This is a genomic window from Thermus islandicus DSM 21543, from assembly GCF_000421625.1.
Taxonomy (GTDB): domain Bacteria; phylum Deinococcota; class Deinococci; order Deinococcales; family Thermaceae; genus Thermus; species Thermus islandicus.
Genome location: NZ_ATXJ01000005.1, coordinates 87,777 through 109,036, shown reverse-complemented (window position 1 = coordinate 109,036; position 21,260 = coordinate 87,777). Strand labels below are relative to the sequence as shown.

25 protein-coding genes are annotated in these 21,260 nt (G+C 69.7%); 16 read left to right on the top strand and 9 right to left on the bottom strand.

Going from position 1 to position 21,260, the window contains the following annotated elements; all coding sequences use genetic code 11:
• Window positions 1-15: 15 nt before the first annotated feature.
• Window positions 16-1,245, top strand: coding sequence for a class I SAM-dependent RNA methyltransferase (locus tag H531_RS0107130; RefSeq protein ID WP_022798669.1), 1,230 nt, complete (start codon window positions 16-18; stop codon window positions 1,243-1,245).
• Here the strand turns inward: H531_RS0107130 and H531_RS0107125 are convergent.
• The 7 genes from H531_RS0107125 to H531_RS0107095 all read right to left on the bottom strand — a co-directional run bounded on the left by H531_RS0107125 (window position 1,231) and on the right by H531_RS0107095 (window position 7,282).
• Complete coding sequence (locus tag H531_RS0107125) at window positions 1,231-2,139, bottom strand: LysM peptidoglycan-binding domain-containing M23 family metallopeptidase (RefSeq protein WP_369306601.1); 909 nt, start codon at window positions 2,137-2,139, stop codon at window positions 1,231-1,233. The genes H531_RS0107130 and H531_RS0107125 overlap by 15 nt on opposite strands.
• A complete protein-coding gene (locus tag H531_RS15235; protein ID WP_369306599.1) occupies window positions 2,034-2,519 on the bottom strand; it encodes a hydroxymethylglutaryl-CoA lyase-like TIM-barrel protein in 486 nt (161 codons plus the stop codon). Before H531_RS15235 ends, H531_RS0107125 begins: the two co-directional genes overlap by 106 nt.
• Before the next feature lie 376 nt (window positions 2,520-2,895).
• Window positions 2,896-3,894 carry an ABC transporter substrate-binding protein gene (locus tag H531_RS0107115; RefSeq protein ID WP_022798666.1) on the bottom strand — a complete coding sequence of 333 codons (999 nt, stop codon included), beginning with the start codon at window positions 3,892-3,894 and terminating at the stop codon, window positions 2,896-2,898.
• Complete coding sequence (locus H531_RS0107110; protein ID WP_022798665.1) at window positions 3,891-4,664, bottom strand: ABC transporter permease; 774 nt, start codon at window positions 4,662-4,664, stop codon at window positions 3,891-3,893. Before H531_RS0107110 ends, H531_RS0107115 begins: the two co-directional genes overlap by 4 nt.
• Window positions 4,651-5,436, bottom strand: coding sequence for an ABC transporter ATP-binding protein (locus tag H531_RS0107105; protein WP_022798664.1), 786 nt, complete (start codon window positions 5,434-5,436; stop codon window positions 4,651-4,653). The genes H531_RS0107110 and H531_RS0107105 overlap by 14 nt, the downstream gene beginning before the upstream one ends.
• The gene (locus tag H531_RS0107100) at window positions 5,418-6,620 is read right to left on the bottom strand and encodes a CaiB/BaiF CoA transferase family protein (protein ID WP_022798663.1); all 1,203 of its coding nucleotides are present in this window, start codon (window positions 6,618-6,620) and stop codon (window positions 5,418-5,420) included. Before H531_RS0107100 ends, H531_RS0107105 begins: the two co-directional genes overlap by 19 nt.
• Window positions 6,617-7,282, bottom strand: coding sequence for a GntR family transcriptional regulator (locus tag H531_RS0107095; RefSeq protein WP_022798662.1), 666 nt, complete (start codon window positions 7,280-7,282; stop codon window positions 6,617-6,619). The genes H531_RS0107100 and H531_RS0107095 overlap by 4 nt, the downstream gene beginning before the upstream one ends.
• Window positions 7,283-7,393: 111 nt before the next feature.
• Here H531_RS0107095 and aroQ point away from each other — a divergent pair, with 111 nt between their 5' ends.
• The 14 genes from aroQ to H531_RS0107025 all read left to right on the top strand — a co-directional run bounded on the left by aroQ (window position 7,394) and on the right by H531_RS0107025 (window position 18,876).
• On the top strand, window positions 7,394-7,834 hold the full coding sequence (gene aroQ, locus H531_RS0107090) for a type II 3-dehydroquinate dehydratase (RefSeq protein WP_022798661.1): 441 nt from the start codon (window positions 7,394-7,396) through the stop codon (window positions 7,832-7,834).
• A 2-nt stretch (window positions 7,835-7,836) separates the two neighbouring features.
• On the top strand, window positions 7,837-8,286 hold the full coding sequence (locus tag H531_RS13470) for a cupin domain-containing protein (protein ID WP_022798660.1): 450 nt from the start codon (window positions 7,837-7,839) through the stop codon (window positions 8,284-8,286).
• 18 nt (window positions 8,287-8,304) lie between these two features.
• Window positions 8,305-10,719: a DNA gyrase subunit A gene (gene gyrA, locus H531_RS0107080; protein WP_022798659.1), complete on the top strand. Its 2,415-nt coding sequence runs from the start codon at window positions 8,305-8,307 to the stop codon at window positions 10,717-10,719.
• Complete coding sequence (gene cutA / locus H531_RS0107075) at window positions 10,720-11,031, top strand: divalent-cation tolerance protein CutA (protein ID WP_022798658.1); 312 nt, start codon at window positions 10,720-10,722, stop codon at window positions 11,029-11,031.
• A gap of 190 nt (window positions 11,032-11,221) precedes the next feature.
• Window positions 11,222-11,407: a hypothetical protein gene (locus tag H531_RS14780; protein WP_245540671.1), complete on the top strand. Its 186-nt coding sequence runs from the start codon at window positions 11,222-11,224 to the stop codon at window positions 11,405-11,407.
• Entirely contained in the window at window positions 11,404-11,580 is a 177-nt protein-coding gene (locus tag H531_RS13460; RefSeq protein ID WP_245540670.1) for a hypothetical protein, read from the top strand. The genes H531_RS14780 and H531_RS13460 overlap by 4 nt, the downstream gene beginning before the upstream one ends.
• Before the next feature lie 123 nt (window positions 11,581-11,703).
• Window positions 11,704-12,303 (top strand): helix-turn-helix domain-containing protein, encoded by a 600-nt coding sequence (locus H531_RS0107060; RefSeq protein WP_022798657.1) that lies wholly within the window; start codon window positions 11,704-11,706, stop codon window positions 12,301-12,303.
• A 68-nt stretch (window positions 12,304-12,371) separates the two neighbouring features.
• Complete coding sequence (locus H531_RS0107055) at window positions 12,372-12,770, top strand: hypothetical protein (protein ID WP_022798656.1); 399 nt, start codon at window positions 12,372-12,374, stop codon at window positions 12,768-12,770.
• Window positions 12,767-13,447, top strand: coding sequence for a response regulator transcription factor (locus H531_RS0107050; protein ID WP_022798655.1), 681 nt, complete (start codon window positions 12,767-12,769; stop codon window positions 13,445-13,447). Before H531_RS0107055 ends, H531_RS0107050 begins: the two co-directional genes overlap by 4 nt.
• The gene (locus H531_RS0107045; RefSeq protein ID WP_022798654.1) at window positions 13,448-14,701 is read left to right on the top strand and encodes a sensor histidine kinase; all 1,254 of its coding nucleotides are present in this window, start codon (window positions 13,448-13,450) and stop codon (window positions 14,699-14,701) included. It begins immediately after the preceding gene.
• Between the two features lie 130 nt (window positions 14,702-14,831).
• On the top strand, window positions 14,832-16,208 hold the full coding sequence (locus H531_RS0107040; protein WP_022798653.1) for a phosphohexomutase domain-containing protein: 1,377 nt from the start codon (window positions 14,832-14,834) through the stop codon (window positions 16,206-16,208).
• An 8-nt stretch (window positions 16,209-16,216) separates the two neighbouring features.
• Window positions 16,217-16,927 carry a (Fe-S)-binding protein gene (locus H531_RS0107035; RefSeq protein WP_022798652.1) on the top strand — a complete coding sequence of 237 codons (711 nt, stop codon included), beginning with the start codon at window positions 16,217-16,219 and terminating at the stop codon, window positions 16,925-16,927.
• Complete coding sequence (locus H531_RS0107030) at window positions 16,917-18,314, top strand: LutB/LldF family L-lactate oxidation iron-sulfur protein (protein WP_022798651.1); 1,398 nt, start codon at window positions 16,917-16,919, stop codon at window positions 18,312-18,314. The genes H531_RS0107035 and H531_RS0107030 overlap by 11 nt, the downstream gene beginning before the upstream one ends.
• Window positions 18,304-18,876, top strand: coding sequence for a LutC/YkgG family protein (locus tag H531_RS0107025; protein WP_022798650.1), 573 nt, complete (start codon window positions 18,304-18,306; stop codon window positions 18,874-18,876). The genes H531_RS0107030 and H531_RS0107025 overlap by 11 nt, the downstream gene beginning before the upstream one ends.
• On the opposite strand, the gene lepB is transcribed toward H531_RS0107025, so the two are convergent.
• On the bottom strand, window positions 18,869-19,675 hold the full coding sequence (lepB, locus tag H531_RS0107020; protein ID WP_022798649.1) for a signal peptidase I: 807 nt from the start codon (window positions 19,673-19,675) through the stop codon (window positions 18,869-18,871). The genes H531_RS0107025 and lepB overlap by 8 nt on opposite strands.
• Window positions 19,672-20,427 (bottom strand): patatin-like phospholipase family protein, encoded by a 756-nt coding sequence (locus H531_RS0107015; protein WP_022798648.1) that lies wholly within the window; start codon window positions 20,425-20,427, stop codon window positions 19,672-19,674. Before H531_RS0107015 ends, lepB begins: the two co-directional genes overlap by 4 nt.
• A gap of 48 nt (window positions 20,428-20,475) precedes the next feature.
• On the opposite strand from H531_RS0107015, the gene H531_RS0107010 reads away from it, so the two are divergent.
• Window positions 20,476-21,249: a serine/threonine-protein kinase gene (locus H531_RS0107010; RefSeq protein WP_028490710.1), complete on the top strand. Its 774-nt coding sequence runs from the start codon at window positions 20,476-20,478 to the stop codon at window positions 21,247-21,249.
• Window positions 21,250-21,260 lie beyond the last annotated feature (11 nt).

Genomic DNA, 21,260 nt, shown 5'->3' with positions numbered 1-21,260 from the left:
CGGTATGGTGAAGGGGTGAGGGCGCTCACCGTGGAGAAGCTGGTCCCAGGCGGGTACGGCCTGGCCCGCACGGAGGAGGGGGCGGTCCTGGTGAGGGGCGGGCTTCCTGGGGAGGTGGTGCGGGGCAGGCCCGTGCGCCGGAGGGGAGCCCTCTTCCTGGAAGAGGTGGAGGTCCTCTCCCCCCGCCCCGACCGCTACCCCCACCCCCTCCCCCCCACCGCCGACCTGCCCCTGGTCTACGAGGCCCAGCTCCCCCTGAAGGCGGGCCTGGTGCAGGAGGCCTTGGCCCGGATCGCCCGGCTGGACTTTGCCCTAAGCCCCATCCGCCCCTCCCCCAGGGCCACGGGCTACCGCACCGCGGCCCAGTACGCCCGCCACCCCTTGGGGGGGCTCGCCTACCGTCTTCCCGAAAGCCAAGTCCTCTTCCCCCTGGGCGAGGACCCCCTGGTGGCCGAGCCCTTGGCCTGGGCCCTGGCCCTACTCCAGACCTGGCCCCTCCCCGTGGAGGAGGTGGCCCTCAGGGGAAGCCTCCTCCAGGGCCGGGTGCTCCTCGGCCTCATCGGAGGGGTTCCGGAGGCCCTGAAGCGGCCCGCTAAGGCCTTGGTGCGGGAGGGCTTCGCCGGAGTGGTCTGGGCCGAGCCCTCTCCCCGGGGGCGCTTCCGGGGAAGGGTGCGCCCCCTCCAGGGGGAAACCACCCTCCTCGAGGCCTTCGGTCCCCTCGTGGCCACGGTGAGCGTGGAGAGCTTCAGCCAGGTGAATCCCCTGGCGGCGGGTTTCCTCCTGGAGGAGGCCCAAGGCCTTGTCTCGGGAGGGAAGAGGGCCTTAGAGCTCTACGCCGGCTCGGGGCTCCTTTCCCTCCTCCTCGCCCCCCGCTACCTTGAGGTGGTGGCGGTGGAGATCAGCAAGGAGGCGGTGCGCCGGGGGGAAGCCGACCGGAAGCGGCTCGGCGCCGAGAACGTCCGCTTCCTCCGTGCCGACGCCCGGGAGGCCCAAGGCCTGGGGCGGTTTGACCTGGTGGTGGTGGACCCCCCTCGAGGCGGGCTCTCCCCGGAAGTGCGGGCCTACCTCCTAAAGACCCGGCCCGAGGAGGTCCTCTACATCGCCTGCGACCCCGCCACCTGGGCCCGGGACGTGGGGGTTCTGGTCCAGGGAGGGTACCGCCTGGCCTTCGCCCGGCCCTACGACTTCTTCCCCTTCACCCACCACGTGGAGGTCCTCTCCCTCCTCCGGCTAGGGGAAGGGTAGGCCGGCGAAGAAGGGGGCGGGGTCCACGGGCACCCCAAAGAGGCGCACCTCCAGGTGGAGGTGCGGCCCGGTGGAAAGGCCTGTGCTCCCGAGAAGCCCCAGCACCTGCCCGGCCGCCACCTCCTCCCCCACCCTGACCCTTCTCGCGGCCAGGTGCCAGTACCCGGTGCAAAGCCCCGCCCCGTGGGCCACCACCACCGCCTCGCCCCGGACCTTGAGCCGCTCGGAGAGAACCACCCTCCCCCCGGCCACCGCCCGCACCGGGGTGCCCTCCGGGGCAGCGAAGTCCAGGCCCTCGTGGTAGGAGGTGAAGAGGGTGCCGTACTGCCGACGCACGCCGAAGGGGCTCGTGGTGCGCCCCGAGAGGGGCTTCTGGAACGGGGCGGTAAGGCGTAAGGGGCCCGCCTTGGGGCAAGCCCCCACCACCTTCTCCCGCTCTGCCTTGAGCCCCGGGTCCTTGAGGAGGGCCTCGAGGGCTGGGGAAAGGGCCAGGACCTCCCTACCGTACTCCCCCGGGGCCACCCGTACGGGCACCTCCACCCCCTCCCCGTCCAAAAGGAGCCGCAAGGGGTATACCCCTGGCTCCACCAAGGCCCCCACCGGCAAGAGACCGAAAAGCCCCGTCCCTTCGGGGAAGAGGGGGTAGGAGGCCCCTAGAAACCAGGCCCGGCCCTCCCGATACCCCTCCACCCACAGGCCAAAGGCCCGGCCCTGGACCGGGGCTAGGTAAAGGGCCCGCCCCCGCGGCAAGGCCACCTCCACCCGAGGGCGCACCCAAAGCACCTGCCCTACCCGGAGGCGGTCCGGATCCTGCAGCCCGTTGAGGCGGGCGAGGGCCTCGGGGGAGGTGCCGTAGCGCCTGGCGATGGAGAACAGGGTCTCCCCGGGGGCCACCACATGGGTCTGGGCCAGGGCCCAGAGGCTGAGGAGCAGGAAGGCCAGGACCCTAGCCATGCTCCAGGACCCGCTCTAGCCAGGCCCGGGCCTCCTCCAGGGCCTGGCGGTCCAGGGGCGCAAGGCCCGCCTCCGCAAGACGCTCCCAGGCCAGGTTCCCCCCCCGCCTCCCCGGCGAAGGGGCTCCCCCCCAGGGTGGCGTCCAAGGCGGTGGCCCCGGCTTCCAGGGCCGCCCGGGCGTTCTCCAGCCCGCAGCCTCCCTCGTGAAGGTGAACGCGAAGGGGAAGGTGGGGAAAGGCCTCCCGCACCCGGAGAACGAGGCGATGAACGGCCTCGGGACGGGCTCGGCCCAAGGTGTCGGCCAGGCCCAGCCCCCCCACCCCAAGCCCCACCGCCCGCTCGGCAGCCCGCAGGACCGCGTTCTCGGGGACCTGGCGTAGGCCAGGCCCACCTCGCCCAGCTCGCCCCAGGCGTCCTCGAGGCCCCTCCCGGCGTTTCGCCTCTCGTAGGGCGCAGAAAGGGAGAGGACCATCTCCAGCCGGTCCACCCCCAGCGCCCGGGCCCGCTCGTAGCCCCTCAGGTTGAGGATGAGGGCGTCCCAGACCGCCTCGGCGTCGGCCATCTGGGGGAGGCGCTTGGGGGAGACGAAGGAGGCCACCTGGAAGGCCCGCACTCCCCTCCGGTAGAGGGCCACCTTGGCCTCCGTGGGGAGGACGCGGGGCAGCGCCTGGAGGCCATCCCGCAGGGTCCAGACCCTCACTTCGGCACCCGGTCCACGAACTGGTTGGTGTAGGTCCGCTTGAGGTCAATCTTGGCCCGGGCCACGTTCGGGTCAAAGGCGGAGAGCACGGTGAGGGGCCTCAAGGGGGCGGTGTCGCTGAAGCGGCCCGTGGGGGAAAAGGAGCCCAGGGAGTTCCTGAGCACCTTGAGGTAGAGGGCCTTGTCCCCCAGGAAGTACTCCTCCGGGAGGACCTGGGCGATCTCCTCAGGGCTTTTGCCCTGCATCCAACGAAGGCCCCGCACCATGGCGTTCACCAGCTTCTGGGCGGTATCAGGGTTTCTCTCCAGCCAGGCCCGGGTGGTGTAGAGGACTGCAGCTGGGTACTCCCCGCCCAACACGGCCCGGGCCCCCGCCGCCGAGCGGGTGTCGGCGAGAACCTTGATGAGGCCCCGCTCCTCCAGGAAGGTGATGGCGGGCTCCACGTTGGAGATGGCGTCCACCTGCTTGTTCTGCACCGCGGCCACCACCTGGGCTCCAGTCCCGATGCCAATGGCGGAGACGTCCTGGGGCTTGAGGCCGTTTTTCACCAGGAGATAGTTGAGGAAGAAGTGGGTGGAACTCCCGGGGGCCGAGACGCCCACCTTGCGCCCCTTGAGGTCCGCGATCCCCTTAACCTCGTCCGCCAGGTCCGAGCGCACGGCGAGGACGATGGCCGGGTAGCGGCCCACCTCCACGAAGGCCACAATGTCCCGCCCCTGGGCCTGCATCTGGATGGTGTGGTCGTAAAAGCCCATGGTCACCTCCACGCTACCCCCAATGAGAGCCTGGAGGGCCCGGGAGCCCGCCTGCAGGTCCTGGATCACCACGTCCAAGCCCTCCTCCTTGAAAAACCCCAGCCGCTCCACCACGGTGAGGGGCAGGTAGACCACCGCCGTCTTCCCTCCCACGCCCAGGACCACCCGCTTTGGGGGCCCAGCCTGGGCCAGGGCGAAGACCGCCAAAAACACCAGGAACATGAACGCCGCACGCCTCATCCCTTACCTCCTTCCCCTCCTGGGCGCCAGACGAGGAGCCGCCGCTCCACGGCCCCCACCAGGGCGTCCAGGATTAGGACGAACGCCATGAGTACCGCCATGCCCGCAAAGACCCCTGTGGTGTCAAAGACCCCCTCGGCCTGGGCGATGAGGTAGCCGAGCCCGGCCGCCGCGCCCAGGTACTCCCCCACCACTGCCCCGATTACGGCAAAGCCGATGGAGGTCCTCAAGGAGCTGAAAATCCAGCTTGCCGCCGAAGGGAGGTAAACGTGGCGGAGGAGCTGGCCCCCGCCCGCCCCGAGGAGCCTGGCGTTGGCCAGGACCACCGGGCTCACCTCCTTCACCCCCTGGTAGGTGTTGAAGAAGGCCACGAAGAAGACCAGGGTCACCCCCAGGGCTACCTTGGAGAGGACGCCGAGGCCGAACCAGAGGGTGAAGATCGGGGCGAGGACAATCCGGGGGATGGCGTTCAGGGCCTTGATGTAGGGGTCCAAAACGGCTGAGACCCCGGGGAAGAGGGCGAGCCAGAGCCCCATGACCACCCCTAGGAGGGTGCCGATGAGGAAGGTGAGGAGCACCTCCAAGGAGGTGATCCAGAGGTGGCGGTAGATCTCCCCTTCGGCAAACCAGCGGAAGACCCGCTGGACAATCTCCGAGGGGCGCGAGAAGAAAAAGGGGTCAATCCAGCGGGCCCGAGAAGCCCCCTCCCAAAGCCCCAGGAAACCGAGGAAAAGCCCTGCCTGCCAAAGCCTAACCCTAAGCCCCTGCATGGGCCCGCATCACCTCCCCCCTGAGGAGATTCCAGATCTCCCGGTGGATGCGCAAAAACTCCGGCGTGAGCCGTACCTCCGCCACATCCCTGGGCCTGGGCAGAGGGATGGGGAAATCGCCGATGGGCCTAGCCGCTGGCCCCGCCGAGAGGACCACCACCCGGTCGGAGAGGGCGATGGCCTCCTCGAGGTCGTGGGTTACGAAGAGCACCGTCTTCCGGTCCGCTTGCCAAAGCTCCAGAAGTTCGTTCTCCATGAGCTGCCGAGTCTGCACGTCCAGAGCGGAGAAGGGCTCGTCCATGAGGAGGAGCCTGGGGTCGGCGATGAGCACCTGGGCCAGGCCCACCCGCTTCCTCTGCCCCCCGGAGAGCTGGTGGGGGTAGCGGTGGCCAAAGCCCCGCAGCCCCACCTTCTCCAGCCAGGCCTGGGCCCTGGCCCGGGCCTCAGGCAGGGGCACGCCCCGGAGGAGAAGGGGAAAGGCCACGTTGTCCAAGGCGGTCTTCCACGGAAAAATAGCGTCCTGCTGGAAGAGGTAGCCCGCCTCCCGGTTAAGGCCCTTAAGGGGCCTTCCCCCCAGGCAGACCTCCCCTTCCGAAGGGGAAAGGAGGCCTGCGGCCGCGTTCAAGAGCGTGCTCTTGCCACAGCCCGTAGGCCCCACCAGGCTCACAAACTCTCCTGGGGCCACCTCGAGGTCCACCCCGGCCACGGCGGTGTAGGTGCCGAAGCGCACCGTCACCCCGCGAAATTGAATTCCTACGCCCTCTTTCCGCATGCCACCACCCCTTCTGCCACCAGCTCGGCCCAGGCCTCCTCCCCTAGGCCCAAAACCCCTTCCAGGACCTCCCGGGTGTGGGCCCCGAGGGAGGGGCCGGTCCACGCGATCCCCCCGGGGGTTTCCGAGAGCTTCGGCACCACCCCCTGCATGAGGAGCCGGCCCAAGGAGGTCTCCACCTCCACCACCGCCCCTCGGGCCCGGAAGTGGGGGTCTTCCGCCACCTCCTTGGCGGTGTTCACCGGCCCCGCAGGCACCCCGTGGCGGACTAGGAGGCGGTCCAACTCCTCCAGGGTATGCTCCCGGGTCCAGGCGGCGATGAGGTTGTCCAGCTCCGCCTGGTGCATCCCCCGGGCCCGGTGGGTGGCATAGCGGGGGTCTTCCGCCAGCTCGGGGCGGCCCATGGCCTGGCAGAGGCGCCGGAAGGGCCCATCGGCATTGGCCCCGATCTGGAGGTAGCGGCCGTCCCGGGTGGGGTAGAGGTTGGAGGGGGCAAGGCCGGGCAGGGTATTCCCCGTCCGCTCCCGCACCTTTCCCGTGGCGCTGTACTCCGTAAGGACACTCTCCAAAGCGGCGATCACCGCATCCGTAAGGGCCACGTCCACAACCTGGCCCCTTCCGGTCCGCTCCCGCACCCTCAAGGCCGCCAGGGCACCGAAGGCGGCAAACAGGCCCGCCAGGGTGTCCCCGATGGAAAGACCCACCCGGGGAGGGGGACGGTCGGGGAACCCCACCAGGTGGCGCAGCCCCCCCATGGCCTCGGCCACACTGCCGAAACCCGCCCGGTCCCGGTATGGCCCCTCCTGGCCAAAGCCGCTGATGCGGACGACAACAAGGGAGGGTTTCTCCTCCAGGAGGCCCTTGGGGTCCAGGCCGAGCCGTTCCAAGACCCCGGGGCGGAAGTTCTCCAAAAGGACGTCCGAGGCCAGGGCGAGCCTCCGGGCAAGGGCCCGCCCCTGGGGGTGGCGCAGGTCCAGGACCACGCTTTTCTTGTTGCGGGCAATGACCGGCCACCACAGGGACTGTCCCTCCTTCAGCTGGACCCCCCACTGGCGCATGGGGTCACCCTCCGGGGGCTCCACCTTGATCACCTCGGCCCCGTGGTCGGCTAGGAGCTGGCCAGCGAAGGGAGCGGCGATGAACTGGCCGAGCTCCAAGACCCGGATGCCCTCCAACGCCCTCACGGCCGCACCTCCGCTCCCAAAGCGAGGAGTCCGCGGTAGCTCCGCTCCAAGCTCTCCCGTAGGCGCAGATAGGCCCGCTCCAGGTGGGCGGTGACGAGGCGGGCCGCCTCCTCCCCCTCGCCCTGGAGGACAAGCTCCAGGATGCGCTGGTGTTCCCGGTAGGCCTGGGCCCGGCCTTCGGGGGAAAGGGCCTCCACGAAGCGGGCCCGGTAGATCTGGGGAAGGAGGCGGGAAAGGGCCTCCACCAGGAAGCGGTTTTCCGCAAGCCGGGCCAAGGCCAGGTGGAACTCCGTGGCCAGGGCGAGCTCAGCCTCGAGGTCTACCGCCTCCTCCACGCGCTTCAGCAGGGCCTGGGCCTCCGGGGCCTCTTGGAGGCGGCGGGCCGCGGCCCAGCGCACCGCCGTGGCCTCGAGGACCGCCCGGAGCCGGAAGGCCTCCGCCAGCTCGTCCAGATCCAAGGGGGCCACCCGGTAGCCCCTCCCCTCGCGGCGCACCAACCCTTCCTGAGCCAGGCGCTCTAGCGCGGCGCGGATGGGGGTGCGGGACACCCCGAGCAGCCCTTCCAGCCGCCGCTCGCTCAAGGACTCCCCAGGCCGAAGCCTCAAGGCTAGGATGCGGCTCCGTAGTTCGCGGTAGGCCTCCTCCGTCTGCGAAGCGACCACAACGCCCCCTTCGGTATACCAACTTTGTATACAAACCGCCCTCCCCCTGTCAACCCGAGCCCCTGAAAAAAGTCCAGCCCTTGGGGGATAATGGTAGGGAAAGGAGCCCCTATGGTCCTGATCCTGAACGGCCCCAACCTCAACCTCCTGGGACGGCGCGAGCCGGAGCTTTACGGGAGGACGACCCTAGAGGAGCTGGAGGCCCTGTGCGAGGCCTGGGGAGCAGAGCTGGGCCTTGGGGTGGTCTTCCGCCAGACCAACTACGAGGGCCAGCTCATTGAGTGGGTGCAGCAGGCGGAGAAAGAGGGGTTTTTGGCCATCGTCCTAAACCCCGGGGCCCTCACCCACTACTCCTACGCCCTCCTGGACGCCATTAGGGCCCAGCCCCTCCCCGTGGTGGAGGTGCACCTCACCAACCTCCACGCCCGGGAGCCGTTCCGCCGCCACTCCGTGACCGCGCCCGCCTGCCGGGGCGTGGTCTCGGGCTTCGGGCCCCTTTCCTACAAGCTGGCCCTGGTCTACCTGGCGGAGTCCCTTGAGGTGGGGGGGTAGGCATGGAGGTCCGCCGCCTGCGGTCCACGGAGAGGGGATCTCCGGAGTGGTTCTCGGGAGCGGTGCTCCTTGCGGCCAGGCCCGAGGGGGAAAGCCTGCTTCTGGTGCGCTTCGCCCCCGGCGCCCGCACCGCCTGGCACGCCCACCCCAAGGGCCAGGTCCTGTACGTGACGGAGGGGGTGGGTCTGGCGCAGAGCCGGGGAGGGTGGGCCCGGCTCCTCCTCCCCGGGGACGTGGTGGTCTTCGCCCCGGGGGAAGAGCACTGGCACGGGGCGTTTCCCGACCGCTTCCTCGTCCACCTGGCCCTCCAGGGAGGGAAGAACGGCCTACTGGGGGGAGAAGGTGCCGGAGGAAGCCTACCAGGAGGCCCTCGAGGCCACCCCAATTTTCTAGAACCATCCGCAAAATACCCTGCCTCCAGGGCCCGTGCTATAATGAGAAGCGGCGTCTAATCGCCTTCTAGGAGCGCTATGGCCCAGGTACTGCCCGTAGAGATCACCGAGGAACTCAAGCAGAGCTTCATCAACTACGCCATGTCCGTCATCGTGGACCGGGCCCTGCCCGATGTCCGGGACGGGCTTAAGCCGGTCCAGAGGCGCATCCTCTTCGGGGCCTACCAGGAGGGGGTCTTGCCGGGCCGCAAGCACGTGAAGAGCGCCAAGATCGTGGGCGAGGTCATGGGCAAGTACCACCCCCACGGGGACGCCGCCATCTACGACGCCCTGGCGCGCCTCGCCCAGCCCTGGAACCTGCGCTACCCCCTCGTGGACGGCCAGGGGAACTTCGGCTCCATTGACGGCGACCCTCCCGCCGCCCAGCGCTACACCGAGGCCAGGCTCTCCCCCATGGGGGCGGAGATGCTCTTGGACATTGACAAGGAGACGGTGGACTTCCGCCCCAACTACGATGGCTCCCTGAAAGAGCCCGAGGTCCTGCCCGCCGCCATCCCCAACCTCCTGGTGAACGGGGCGAGCGGCATCGCCGTGGGCATGGCCACGAGCCTCCCGCCCCACAACCTCTCCGAGGTAGTGGACGCCCTGGTGGCCATGATTGACAACCCCGCCATCACCCTCGAGGAGGTCATGCGCCACCTCCCCGGCCCCGACTTCCCCACCGGGGGGAAGCTCTCCAAAAGGGGCATCCATGAGGCCTACGCCACGGGCCGGGGAAGCCTGAAGGTGCGGGCCAAGGTGCGCATTGAGGAGAAGGGACAGAGGCCCGTGCTGGTGGTCACGGAGATCCCCTACCAGGTTAACAAGGCGGGCCTCATCGCCCAGATCGCCGCCCTGGTCAAGGCCAAGAAGGTGGAGGATATCGTGGCCCTCCGGGACGAGTCCGACCGGCAGGGCCTCCGCATCGCCATAGAGCTCAAGCGGGGGGCAAACCCCCAGGTGGTCCTGAACCAGCTCTACAAGCACACCGCCCTCCAGACCTCTTTCACGGTGAACCTTTTGGCCATCGTGGACGGGGAGCCCAAGGTCCTCTCCCTCCTCGCCCTCATGCGCCACTACCTGGACCACCGGAAGGAGGTCCTAAGGCGCAAGAGCCTCTTTGACCTCAAGAAGGCGGAGGAAAGGGCCCACATCCTGGAAGGGCTCCTTATCGCCCTGGACCACATTGACGAGGTCATCGCCCTGATCCGGGCCTCGGAGGACGCGGCAAAAGCGCGGAGGGGCCTCATGGAGCGCTTTGGCCTCTCCGAGGCCCAGGCCCAGGCCATCCTGGACATGCGCCTCCAGCGCCTGGTGGCCCTGGAGCGGCAGAAGCTCCTGGAGGAGTACCGCGAGCTCATGGAGGAGATCGCCCGGCTCAAGGCCATCCTCGCGGACGAAACCCGCCTCTGGCAGGAGGTGAAGCGGGACCTCCTCCGGGTCAAGGAACGCTACGGGGACGAACGGCGCACCCTCATCGCCGAGTTTGAGGAGAGCTTCAGCCCCGAGGACCTCATTGAGGACGAGCCCATGGTGATCACCCTGACCGCCCAGGGGTTCTTGAAGCGCCTCCCCCTGGAGGCCTACCGGGCCCAAGGCCGGGGGGGGAAGGGGCTCATGGCAGGGAAGACCAAGGAGGAGGACGAGGCCACCCACGTCTTCGTGGCCAGCGCCCACGACGACCTCCTCCTCTTCACCAACCGCGGCCGGGTCTACCGCCTCAAGGTCTACGAGCTCCCCGAGATGGGCCGCCAGGCCCGGGGGACCCACGTGAAAAGCCTCCTCCCCCTCGCCGAGGAGGAGGAGGTGGCCGCCCTCCTCGCCGTGCGGGGCCTCGAGGGCGAGGGCTACCTGGTCTTCGCCACCGAGCGGGGCCTCATCAAGCGCACGGCCCTAAAGGAGTACCAGAACCTGGGGCAGGCGGGCCTCATCGCCCTGAAGCTGCAGGAGGGGGACCGCCTGGTGGGGGTGGCCCTCTCCGACCTCGAGGACGAGGCCATCCTGGCCACGGCGGAGGGCCAGGCCATCCGCTTCCCCCTGGAGGAGGTGCGGGCCACGGGGCGGGACAGCCAGGGGGTGACGGGCATCCGCTTCAAGAGGCCCCTGGACCGGGTGGTCTCCCTGGTCACGGTGAAGCCCGGGGAGGTGGTGGACCTTCTCTCCGTGAGCACCCGGGGCTACGGCAAGCGCACCCCCCTTTCCGAGTACCCCCTTCAGGGGCGCGGGGGCATGGGGGTCATCACCTACGCGGTCTCCCCCAAGGTGGGGCGGCTCGCCGCCCTCCTCAAGGTCCGGGGCGGGGAGGACCTCCTGGTGCTCTCCAAAAAGGGCCTCGCCCTCCGCACCCCCGTGGCGGCGATCCGCCAGTACTCCCGGGCCACCGCCGGGGTCAAGGTGATGCACCTTCCTGAGGACGACGAGATCGCGAGCGCCTTCGTGGTGGAGGAGGAATAGATGGAAGAGGTGGTCCTCATCACGGTGCCCAGCGAGGAGGTGGGGAGGACCATCGCCCGGGCCCTGGTGGAGGAGCGCTTGGCCGCCTGCGTGAACCTCCTCCCCGGCCTCACCTCCATTTACCGCTGGCAGGGGGAGGTGGTGGAGGACCGGGAGCTCCTCCTCCTGGTCAAGACCACCACCCACGCCTTCCCCAGGCTCAAGGAAAGGGTCAAGGCCCTCCACCCCTACACCGTGCCCGAGATCGTAGCCCTGCCCATCGCCGAGGGGAACCGGGAGTACCTGGAATGGCTTAGGGAAAACGCCGGATGAGCCCGGACATGCTGGACTTCCTCCGGGCGCTCCACGGGGCGGGGGCCCGGTTTCTGGTGCGCCCTGGCCTTCCTGGGAAGGCCCCGCTTCCCCCAGGACCTGGACCTCTGGGTGGACGCCCAGGAGGGCCGAGAGGGTCCTCGCCGCCATCCGCGCCTTCTTCGGCGGGGAGGACCTTTCCCCCCCGGGGGTGGTCCAGCTTGGCTACACCCCCAACCGGATCGCCCTGGTGATCCTGGACACCCCTCCCTTTGACGCGGCCTTCGCCCGGGCCCTGGAGCGGGAGGTGGACGTGGTACACCCGGAGGACTTCAAGGCCCTGAAGCGGGCCTTTGGCCGCCCCGTGGACCTCCGGGACCTCGAGGAGCTGGAATGAGGCGGATCCGCCCCGTGGCCCGAAGGTTCCCCCTGAGCGCCCAGCCGGACGACCGGGCGGAGGGGCAGGCCCTGCCCCTGGAGGAGAGGCTGAAGGCGGTCTGGGAGATGGCCCTTTTCTGGGCGAGGTTGGAGCTTTCCGAGGCAGAAAGGCAGGGGAGGAGGTCTCCTTAGAACGGCTTCTCCCCGTGGCCCGGAAGCGCCCCCTGGGCAAAGGGTAGCCGGGCACAGATTTTTGCAACCTGGCGGTTTACAAAATCCCCCGGGGCGTGCTAGCCTGGGGACAAGGAGGTCGCCATGACCCAGGCCCGCGAAACCGTAAGCTTCAGGCCCGGCGAGGTCATCCTCTACCCCGGGACCCCGGGGCCCAGGGACCGGGTCTACCGGGTCCTCGAGGGCCTGGTGCGCCTCGAGGCCGTGGACGAGGAGGGCAACGCCCTCACCCTGCGCCTGGTCCGCCCCGGGGGCTTCTTCGGGGAAGAGGCGCTTTTCGGCCAGGAGCGGGGCTACTTCGCCGAGGCGGTGACGGAGGTGGTCCTCGAGGCCCTGCCCAGGGAGCTCGCCCCCGAGGAGCTGAGGGCCCTGGCCCAGCACCTGGCCCAGGCCCTCTCCGAGGCCTACCGCAGGATTGAGCGCCTGGCCACCCAGCGCCTCAAGAACCGGATGGCCGCCGCCCTCCTGGAGCTTGCGGAAACCCCCCTCGCCCGGGAGGAGGAGGGGAAGCTGGTCCTCCACGCCACCCACGACGAGCTGGCCGCTGCGGTGGGGAGCGTCAGGGAGACGGTGACCAAGGTCATCGGGGAGCTCGTCCGGGAGGGGTACATCCGCTCGGGCTACGGCAAGATCCTCCTCAAGAACCTCGAGGGACTCAAGGCGCTGGCGCAAAGCCGCGGCTAGTCCCAGGCTAAAGGGGCCTTTACCCCGGTCCCACCCCGCCCGGACCGGGGCGGCTACAATGGGACGAGATGCCGAGGGCGCTCGCTTACCTCCTCCTCGGGCTCGGCCTCCTCTGGCCGGGCGGGCGGGCCGCGGGCCTACCCCCCATCCTGGGGCCGAGCCTCCTTCCGGGCACGGAGCTCCGGCTCTTCTCCCCGAACCTGCGGGTCCTCTACGCCGCCTGGCGGGTGGAGGAGGGCCGCCTCCTCCCCCTCTCCCCTCCCCTGAGGCCCGAGGAGGGCAGCCCCGTGCGGCTGGTCCTCGTTCTGCCCAATGGACAGGTGCAAAGCTACCCCGGCCGGCTGGAGCGGGGAGAGGTCTGGCTCTTAGTGGAGGGCCTGGAGGGTTCCCAGGCCCGCTATCCCCTCGGGCAGGTCCTGAAGGAGGTGTACAGGCTTCTCTTCCGCAGCCTTTGGGAGGCCAGGTGAAGCGCATCCTTCTCATAGAGGACGACCGCGAGGTGGCCCGCCTCCTGGAGCTGGAGCTCAAGGAAGCGGGCTTCCAGGTGGAGTGGGCCAAGAACGGCATGGAGGGCCTCATCCGCCACCGGGAGAAAAAGCCCGACCTGGTGGTGCTGGACCTGGGCCTGCCCGACCTGGACGGGGCCGAGGTGGCGCGGAGGATCCGCGCCACGGACGACACCCCCATCCTGGTCCTCACCGCACAGGACGCGGTAGACCGCAAGGTCTCCCTCCTTTCCGGAGGGGCAGACGACTACCTGGTGAAGCCCTTCCACCCCGCCGAGCTCCTCGCCCGGATCCAGGTGCAGCTCAGGCACCGGGAGGGAAGCGAGGTGTTCGCCGTGGGGGAGCTGGAGCTTTACCCCAAAAGGCGCCAGGTCTTCTTCCGGGGGCAGGAGGTGCGCCTCTCCCCCAAGGAGTTTGACCTCCTGCAGCTCCTCATGAGCCGCCCCGGCCGGGTCTTTCCCCGGCTGGAGATTGAGGAAAGGGTCTGGGGCCGCCCTCTGGGCAGGGAGTCCAACGTGCTGGACGTGCACGTGGCCAACCTCCGGGCCAAGCTCCGGGAGGCGGGAGCCTACGGCTACCTGCGCACGGTGCGCGGGCTGGGGTACGCCCTCCGGCCGGGACGGGGCGAGGAGGGCTAGGTGCCCCTTTCCTTCCGGGGCCGGCTCTTCCTCGCCTTCAGCCTTCTCTGGTCCCTCTTCCTGGGGGGGGCCTTGTACCTGGCGGGACGGGGGGTGGAGGGGGCGCTGCGGGGCCACCTCGAGGCCACCCTCCTCCAGGACGCCAAGAGGGCGGCGGAGGCCTACGAGAAGGGCCGGGCAGGCCTCCTCCTTACCACGGGAGGGGTTTACCTGCACCTCTATGCGGAGGACGGAAGGCCCCTGGTCCTCACCCGGGAGGACCACCGCCTCGAGGGGGAGGTCCTGAAGGGGGCGGGAAGGGCGCCCCGGGTCCTCTGGCGGCGGGGGTTCGCCGCGGCCCTGGTCCGCACCCCCCTGGGGCTTCTCGCCCTCACCGCGGACACCGCCCCCATTGAAACCGCCCTCGGCGCCCTGAGACGGGCCCTTCTGGAGGCCTTCTTCCTGCTCTTCCCCCTCGGGGTGGTCCTGGTCTACCTCACCGCCCACCTGGCCACAAGGCCCCTGGAGGTGGCGGCCCGGGAGATCGCCCAACGAAGCCCAAAGCGGCTGGAACCCGTGCCCCTCACCCTCCCCAAGGACGAGTTCGGCCGGATGGTGGAGGCGGTGAACGCCCTCCTCGCCGCCCTGAAGGAGGCCAAGGAGCGGGAAAGGGCCTTCCTCGCCGAGGTGAGCCACGAGCTCCGCACCCCGCTCACCGTGCTCCTCGGCCACCTGGACCGCCTGAGGCGGAACCCCGAGGACCGGGAGGGCCTGGCCGTGGCCCGGGCCACCGCCGAAAGGATGCGCCGCCTGGTGGAGGACCTCCTGGACCTGGCCCGGGGGGAGGTGGGCTTCGCCCTCAACCCCCACATCCTGGACCTGAAGGCCCTGGGGGAGGAGGCCTCGAGGGAGCAGGGCGTGGCCTTCCAGGGAGAGGAGGCCGAGGTCCTGGGCGACCCCGACCGCCTCCTGCAGATGCTCCGCAACCTCATCGCCAACGCCGTCCGGGCGGCGGGAAAAGAGGGGGTGCGGGTGCGGGTGCGGCGGGAAGCCTCCTGGGCCCTCCTGGAGGTGGAGGACCAAGGCCCCGGCATCCCCGAGGACCTCCTCCCCCACCTCTTCCAGCGCTTCCGCCAGGGGCCGGGCGGAGGGACGGGCCTGGGCCTGGCCGTGGCCCAGGCCATCGCCCGGGCCCACGGGGGGGAGATTGAAGCGGAAAGCGCCCCCGGAAGGACCGTTTTCCGGGTGCGGCTCCCCCTATTGGAGGAGGACTGACACCCCATGCGGGCCCCGGTAGAACGTCCCCGCGAGGTTTTTAAGTACCCCAAAAGGGCCTCTAGGCAGGAACCCAAAGCAAAGGGTATGGCCCAAGCCTCGAGGTCCGAAAGCCGTAAACTTGAAGGGTATGGACATCCGCTTTGGCACCGACGGCTGGCGAGGGGTGATCGCCCGGGACTTCACCTTCTTCAACCTCGCCCGGGTAGCCACCGCTTACGGGCGCTACCTCCTGGCCAAAGGGGGAAGGACGGTGGTGGTGGGGTACGATACCCGCTTCCAGGCCCGGGCCTTCGCCGAGGAGGCGGCAGGGGTCCTGGCGGGCCTCGGGCTTAAGGCCTACCTCCTCCAGGACCCCCACCCCACCCCCATGCTCTCCTTCGCCGTCCGCCAAGTGGGGGCGGACGGGGGCCTCATGCTCACCGCAAGCCATAACCCCCCCCAGTACCTGGGGGTGAAGCTCAAGGGGCCCTACGGGGGAAGCGCCCTTCCCGAGGAGGTGAAGGAGGTGGAGGCCCTCCTCCCCGAAGCCCCCTCGGAGGCCCGGGGAAGGGCCGAGCCCCTCGAGGTGCGCACCGCCTACTACGAGCACTTGAAGGGGCTTTTGGACCTAAAGGCCCTCTCCCGCTTCCCCGGCGTCCTCTACCACGACGCCATGGGGGGAGCGGGGGATAGCCACCTCTCCGCCTTCCTGCGCCACGCGGGGCTTGACCTGGAGGTGCGGGAGCTCCACAACGTCCCCCACCCCCTCTTCTACGGGGTGAACCCCGAGCCCCTGCCGAAGAACCTCAAGACCCTCCTTGCGGTCATGGGCCCCGAGGAGGCGCCCACCTTCGCCGTGGTCACGGACGGGGACGCCGACCGCATCGCCGCCGTTTTGCCCGGGGGCCGTTTCTTCAACCCCCACCAGGTCTTCGCCGTCCTCCTCCGCCACCTCCACGCCAAGGGGCTCTCCGGGGGGGTAGTGAAGAACTTCGCCGTCTCCTGGATTGTGGACCGCCTCGCGGAGCGGCTGGGGCTTCCGGTGAAGACCACCCCCGTGGGCTTCAAGTGGATCACGGAGGCCTTCCTGAGGGAGGACGTGCTCATCGGGGGGGAGGAGTCGGGCGGGATCGGGGTGAAGGGGCACCTGCCCGAACGGGACGGGATCCTCAACGCCCTCCTGCTCCTGGAGAGCGTGGCCCGCACGGGGAAGGACCTCGCCACCCAGTTCCGGGAGATTGAGGCCCTCACCGGCCTCACCCACGCCTACGAGCGCCTGGACCTGGAGATCCCCACGGAAGGCCTTCTGGAGAAGCTACGGGAGCCCCGCCCCCTGGCAGGCCTGACCCCCAAGGGCCTTCAGGACCTGGACGGGGTCAAGTGGATCTACGAGGGGGCCTGGATCCTCTTTCGGCCCTCGGGCACAGAGCCCCTCCTGCGGATCTACGCCGAGGCCACCTCCGAGGAGCTGGTGCAGGCCCTCCTCCGGGAGGCGGAGGCCCTGGTGCGGGGCCTGTCCGGGTAGGGGAACCCATGCGGGTCGCCCTCTTCGTCACCTGTTTGGCCGACCAGTTCTACGCCGAGGCCGGGGTGGCCGCGGTGCGGCTCTTGAGGGCCCTGGGCGTGCAGGTGGACTTCCCCGAGGGCCAGACCTGCTGTGGCCAGCCCGCCTTCAACGCCGGGCACTGGGGCGAGGCGGTACCCCTGGCGAGGCGCACCCTACGGGTCTTCGCCGAGGCGGAGTACGTGGTCCTCCCCTCGGGAAGCTGCGCCAGCATGGTGAAAAACCACTACCCCGAGCTCCTCCCCGGCCACCGGGAGGCCCTGGCCCTCGCCGAGCGCACCTACGAGCTTTCGCAGTTCCTGGTGCGGGTCCTGGGAGTGAAGCGGCTCGGGGAGGGCCTTAAGGGGAGGAAGGTGGCCTACCACCACGGCTGCCACGCCCTAAGGGAGCTTGGGGTGCGGGAGGAGCCCCTTTTGCTCCTCCAGGGCGCCGGTGCGGAAGTCCTCCCCTGGGAGGCTTCGGAGGAGTGCTGCGGCTTCGGGGGGCTCTTCTCGGTGAAGCTCCCCGAGGTCTCCTTGGCCATGGCGGACCGGAAGCTCGCCACCTTACCCGAGGCCGAGGTCCTCACCTCCACCGACGCGGGCTGCCTCCTCCACCTCACGGGGCGCCTAAAGAGGAAGGGGAAGAACCTCAAGGTGGCCCCCCTCGCCACCCTGCTTTGGGAGGCCTATGCGGGCTAGGGCGAAGCTGTACCCCCAGGAGGCGGCAAGGCTCATCCGGGAAAAGCCCGGGGTGCGGGAGGCGGTCACCGGGGCCACGCTCCACTTTGAAAGGAGCCGCCTCCGGGCCTACGGGGAGGTCCCCATTGAGGAGTGGCGGGAACGGGCCAAAGCGGTGAAGGACCACGTCCTAAGCCACCTGGACCACTACCTGGAACTTGCGGAAAAGCGGCTTAGGGAAAACGGGGTCCGGGTGCACTGGGCCGAGACCCTCGAGGACGCCCACCGGGTCCTCAGGGAGATCGTCCAAAGGCACGGGGTAAGGCGGGCGGTGAAGGCCAAGAGCATGCTCACCGAGGAGCTCGCCGTGAACCCCCTTTTGCAGGCCCTGGGGGTGGAGGTGTACGAGACGGACCTCGGGGAGTACCTGGTCCAGCTCCTGGGGGAGCCCCCGAGCCACATCGTGGGCCCCGCCATCCACCTCTCCCTGGAGGAAATCCAAAAGCTCTTCCACCAGCGCTTCGGCACCCCTTTGGACGCTCCCCCCGAGGCCTTGGCCCAGGTGGCGCGCCAAACCCTCCGGGAAGCCTTCCTCACCGCCGAGCTTGGCCTAAGCGGGGCCAACTTCCTGGTGGCGGAGACGGGCACGCTCGTCCTTATGGAGAACGAGGGAAACATCAGGCTCTCCACCAGCCTCCCCAAGGTCCACGTGGCCTTCGTGGGGCTGGAGAAGCTCCTCCCCCGCCTCTCGGACCTCGCCCTCTTCCTCCCCCTCACCGCCCGGGCGGCCACAGGGCAGCGCCTTTCCACCTTCGTCTCCCTGATCCAGGGCCCGGCCAGGGAGGGGGAGGAGGGCCCCGAGGAGGTCCACGTGGTCCTGGTGGACCACGGGCGCACCGCCCTCCTCGCCGATCCCGAGGCCTGGGAGACCTTGAGGTGCCTCCGCTGCGGGGCCTGCCTCAACGCCTGCCCCGTCTACCGCCAGACCGGCGGGCACCCCTACGGCTACGTCTACTCGGGGCCCATCGGGGCCGTCCTGGACCCCGGCCTCCTCTCCCTGGAGGAGGCCTACCCCCTCCCCTACGCCTCCACCCTCTGCGGGGCCTGCCTCGAGGCCTGCCCGGTGAAGATCCCCATCCCCAGGCTCCTCCTCACCTGGCGGCACCGGGCGGTGGCCGAGGGCCTCACCCCCGCCTGGGAAGGGACGGCCATGAAGGCCTTCCGCCAGGTGATGGAAAGCCCCACCCTCTACCGCCTCTTCTCCAAGGCCTTGAGGGGCCTCCCTCTCCCCCAGGACCTCCTCCCCCTCCTTCGGGCCTGGACCGAGGGGAGGGGCCCCCTAACCCCCAGCCCCAGGCCCTTCCACGAGCTCTGGAAGGAGCTGAAGGAGGCCGAAGGTGGACCCTAAGGCCCGCATCCTCGCCCGCCTGCGACGCGCCCTGGAGGGCAGGCCCAAGGCCCTCCTCCCCCCGCACCCCCATACCCCCCTTGCCGAGGACCCCGTGGACCTCCTCCTCCGGCGCCTTCAGGAAAACGGGGCCGAGGCCAAAAGGCTTTCCCGGGAAGAGGCCAAAGCCTTTGCCCTGAGCCTCGCCCAGGGGCTTCCCGGGGCCGCCATGGGGAAGACCCTTCCCGAAGACCTCAGGCCCCCCCTTCCCGAGCTTCCCCCCGAGGAGGCTCCCTTAGGCCTCTCCTACGCCCTCTTCGCCGTGGCGGAGACGGGGAGCGTGGCCCTCTCCAGCGAGGACGGGAGGCGGGCCCAGCTCCTCCCCCCCACCCACCTGGTCTTCGTGGAGGCGGGGAGGGTGTACGGCACCCTCCTCGAGGCCCTGGCGGTAGACGAGGACCTCAAAGCCCTCCCCGCCGCCCTCGGCCTCCACTCCGGCCCCTCCAAGAGCGCCGACATAGGCCAGGTGATGGTGAAGGGGGTCCACGGGCCTGGGAGGCTGGTGGTGGCCGTGCTCACCTGAGCTGGTAGGCCTCGGGCGGGGAGAGCCGGCGCAGGTTGAGGCGGAGCCCCCCTTCGTCCCGTACGAAGACGGGCCACCAGACGAAGCTGGCCCGGCCGGCGATGGCCTCCTCGGGTACGGGGCCGAAGGTGCGGGAGTCCTCGGAGCCCCCTAGGGTGCGGTTATCCCCCATGACGAAGTAGTAGCCCTTCTTCAGCTTGAGGCGGCCCACCTCGCAGGCCTCCTCGAGGCGGCTCCGCTCCAGGACCTCCTTGGAGGGGGGAAGGAGCATCTCCTTAAGGGGCCTGAGGTAGGCGGGAAGCAGGTCCACCGGGAAGTCCCCCTGCTGGGTGATGATCCGGGTCATGCGCCCCTCCTTGTAGCAGACCCCGGGGAAGGAGTCGGGCCAGGGGGTGAGGTGGGCGGTGATGTGGGTCTCCTGGAGGGGCACCCCGTTCACGTGGACCACGCCCCGCTCCACGTAGACCTCGTCCCCGGGCACGGCCACGATGCGCTTGATGAAGAAGGCCCGGAAGGAAAACCCCAAGACGGGAAAGCGGGCGGTGGCGAAGGGGGTGCCCTCCGGGGGCTTCAGGATGGCGATCTCCCCCCGCCGCCACTCCTTGAGGCCAAAGCGCACCAGCCAGGTTTCCCACTTGGGCACCAGGACCCGCTCCCCGTTCCTCAGGGTGGGGTACATGCTCTGCCCCACCACCCCCACGGTGGTGAAGCCGAAGGTGGTGACCAGGAAGGCCACCAGGAGGGCCTCCCCCACCTGGCGAAACCAATCCTTGAAAAGGTAGTCCCAAAACGCCTTCATACCCCTCCTACTCTACCCTCAAAAGCCTGCCTCGCCGCCTGACGGCCAGCCTCTATGATCTCCTCGGCGCGGCGAAAGTCTTCCACGCCCACCCCCGGGAGAACCGGGCGCACGTACACCTCGGGGGCGTAAAGGGTGAGGCGCAGGGAGGTGAGGTGGAGCTGCATCAGGTCCACCGCCCGCCGGGCCAGGGAAAGGAGGCCTCTGGGAGGCGTCTTTAGGTGCCGCTCCGGGGTCACGTCCACCGCATAGACCTCCGTGGCCCCCAGGAAGCGGGCCGCGTCCACCGGCAGGTTGTCCAACACCCCCCCGTCAAAGAGGAGCCGGCCCTCCCGCTCCACCGGGGCGAGAAGGCCAGGGTAGGCGGCGGAGGCCAGGACGGCGCTGGGCAGATCCCCCTGGGTGAGGAAGACGAGCCGCCCCGAGATCACGTCCACCGCGGTCACCGCCAGGGGCCGCTCCAGCTGGGCAAAGCTCGGGGGCAGGTGCTCCGCCAGGAACTCCCTTAGCTTCCTGCGGGAGAAGATCCCTTCCCGGGGGGAAAACCCCAAAAGCCCAAGCCACGGGGTCTTCCGGACGATCTCCCGCATCTCCTTAGGGGTCTTCCCCGCGGCGAAGAGCGCCCCCACGATGGCCCCCATGCTGGTGCCCGCCACCACCTGGAAGTCCAGCCCAGCCTCCAAAAAGGCCTCCAGAGCCCCGATGTGGGCCAGTCCCCTGGCCCCGCCTCCGGAGAGCGCCAGCCCGCGCACGGGAAAATCCTAACGGCTTCCCTGTGAAAGGGGTGAGGGGCGGGTATAGTGGAGGCGGTGAGCCTGGCGGGAAGGGTCCTCCTGGATCGCTACCGGGTCGTGCGCCTCCTCGGCCGGGGGGCCTTGGCCTCCGTCTACCTGGCCTTTGACCGCTTCGGGGCCCCCTACGCCTTGAAGGTCTTTCCCCCCGGGGCCGAGGCCCGTCGGGACCGGGAGTTCTGGGTGGGGGAAAGGCTTTCCCACCCCAACCTCAACCCCGTGCTGGCGCGCCTGGACCTGGAGGAGGGCCCCGCCTTGCTCTTGGCCTACGCCCCGGGGGAGGAGATGGGCCGCTGGATGGCCCGCCGCCCCGAGAGGAGGCAGGCCCTCCTCGTCTTCCGCCAGCTCCTGATGGCCCTGGCCCACATGCACGCCCAGGGCCTGGTCCACCGGGACGTGAAGCCGGAGAACATCATCGTGGCCGGCACCGACGAGGCCCGCCTCGTGGACTTTGACCTCTCGGGGCCGGCCCTCGAGGCCTTCCCCAAACCCCTCCGGGTGGGCACCCTGCCCTATTTGGCCCCCGAGCAGGTGCTCGGGAAGAGCCCGGGCCCGGAAGCGGACGTGTACGCCGCCGGGATCATCCTCTACTGGATCCTTTCCGGGGAGCACCCCTTCGTGGGGGAGCCGGAGGAGGTCCTCCTGGGGCACCTCGAGGGGGCCATCCCCCCCATCCCCCAACTGGAGGAGAGGGTGGCCCGCTACCTGGAGCGCCTCCTGGCCAAACGCCCCGAGGAACGCTTCGCGAACGCCGAAGAGGCCCTCAAGGCCCTTCCCTTCTAGGTAGCTTCGCC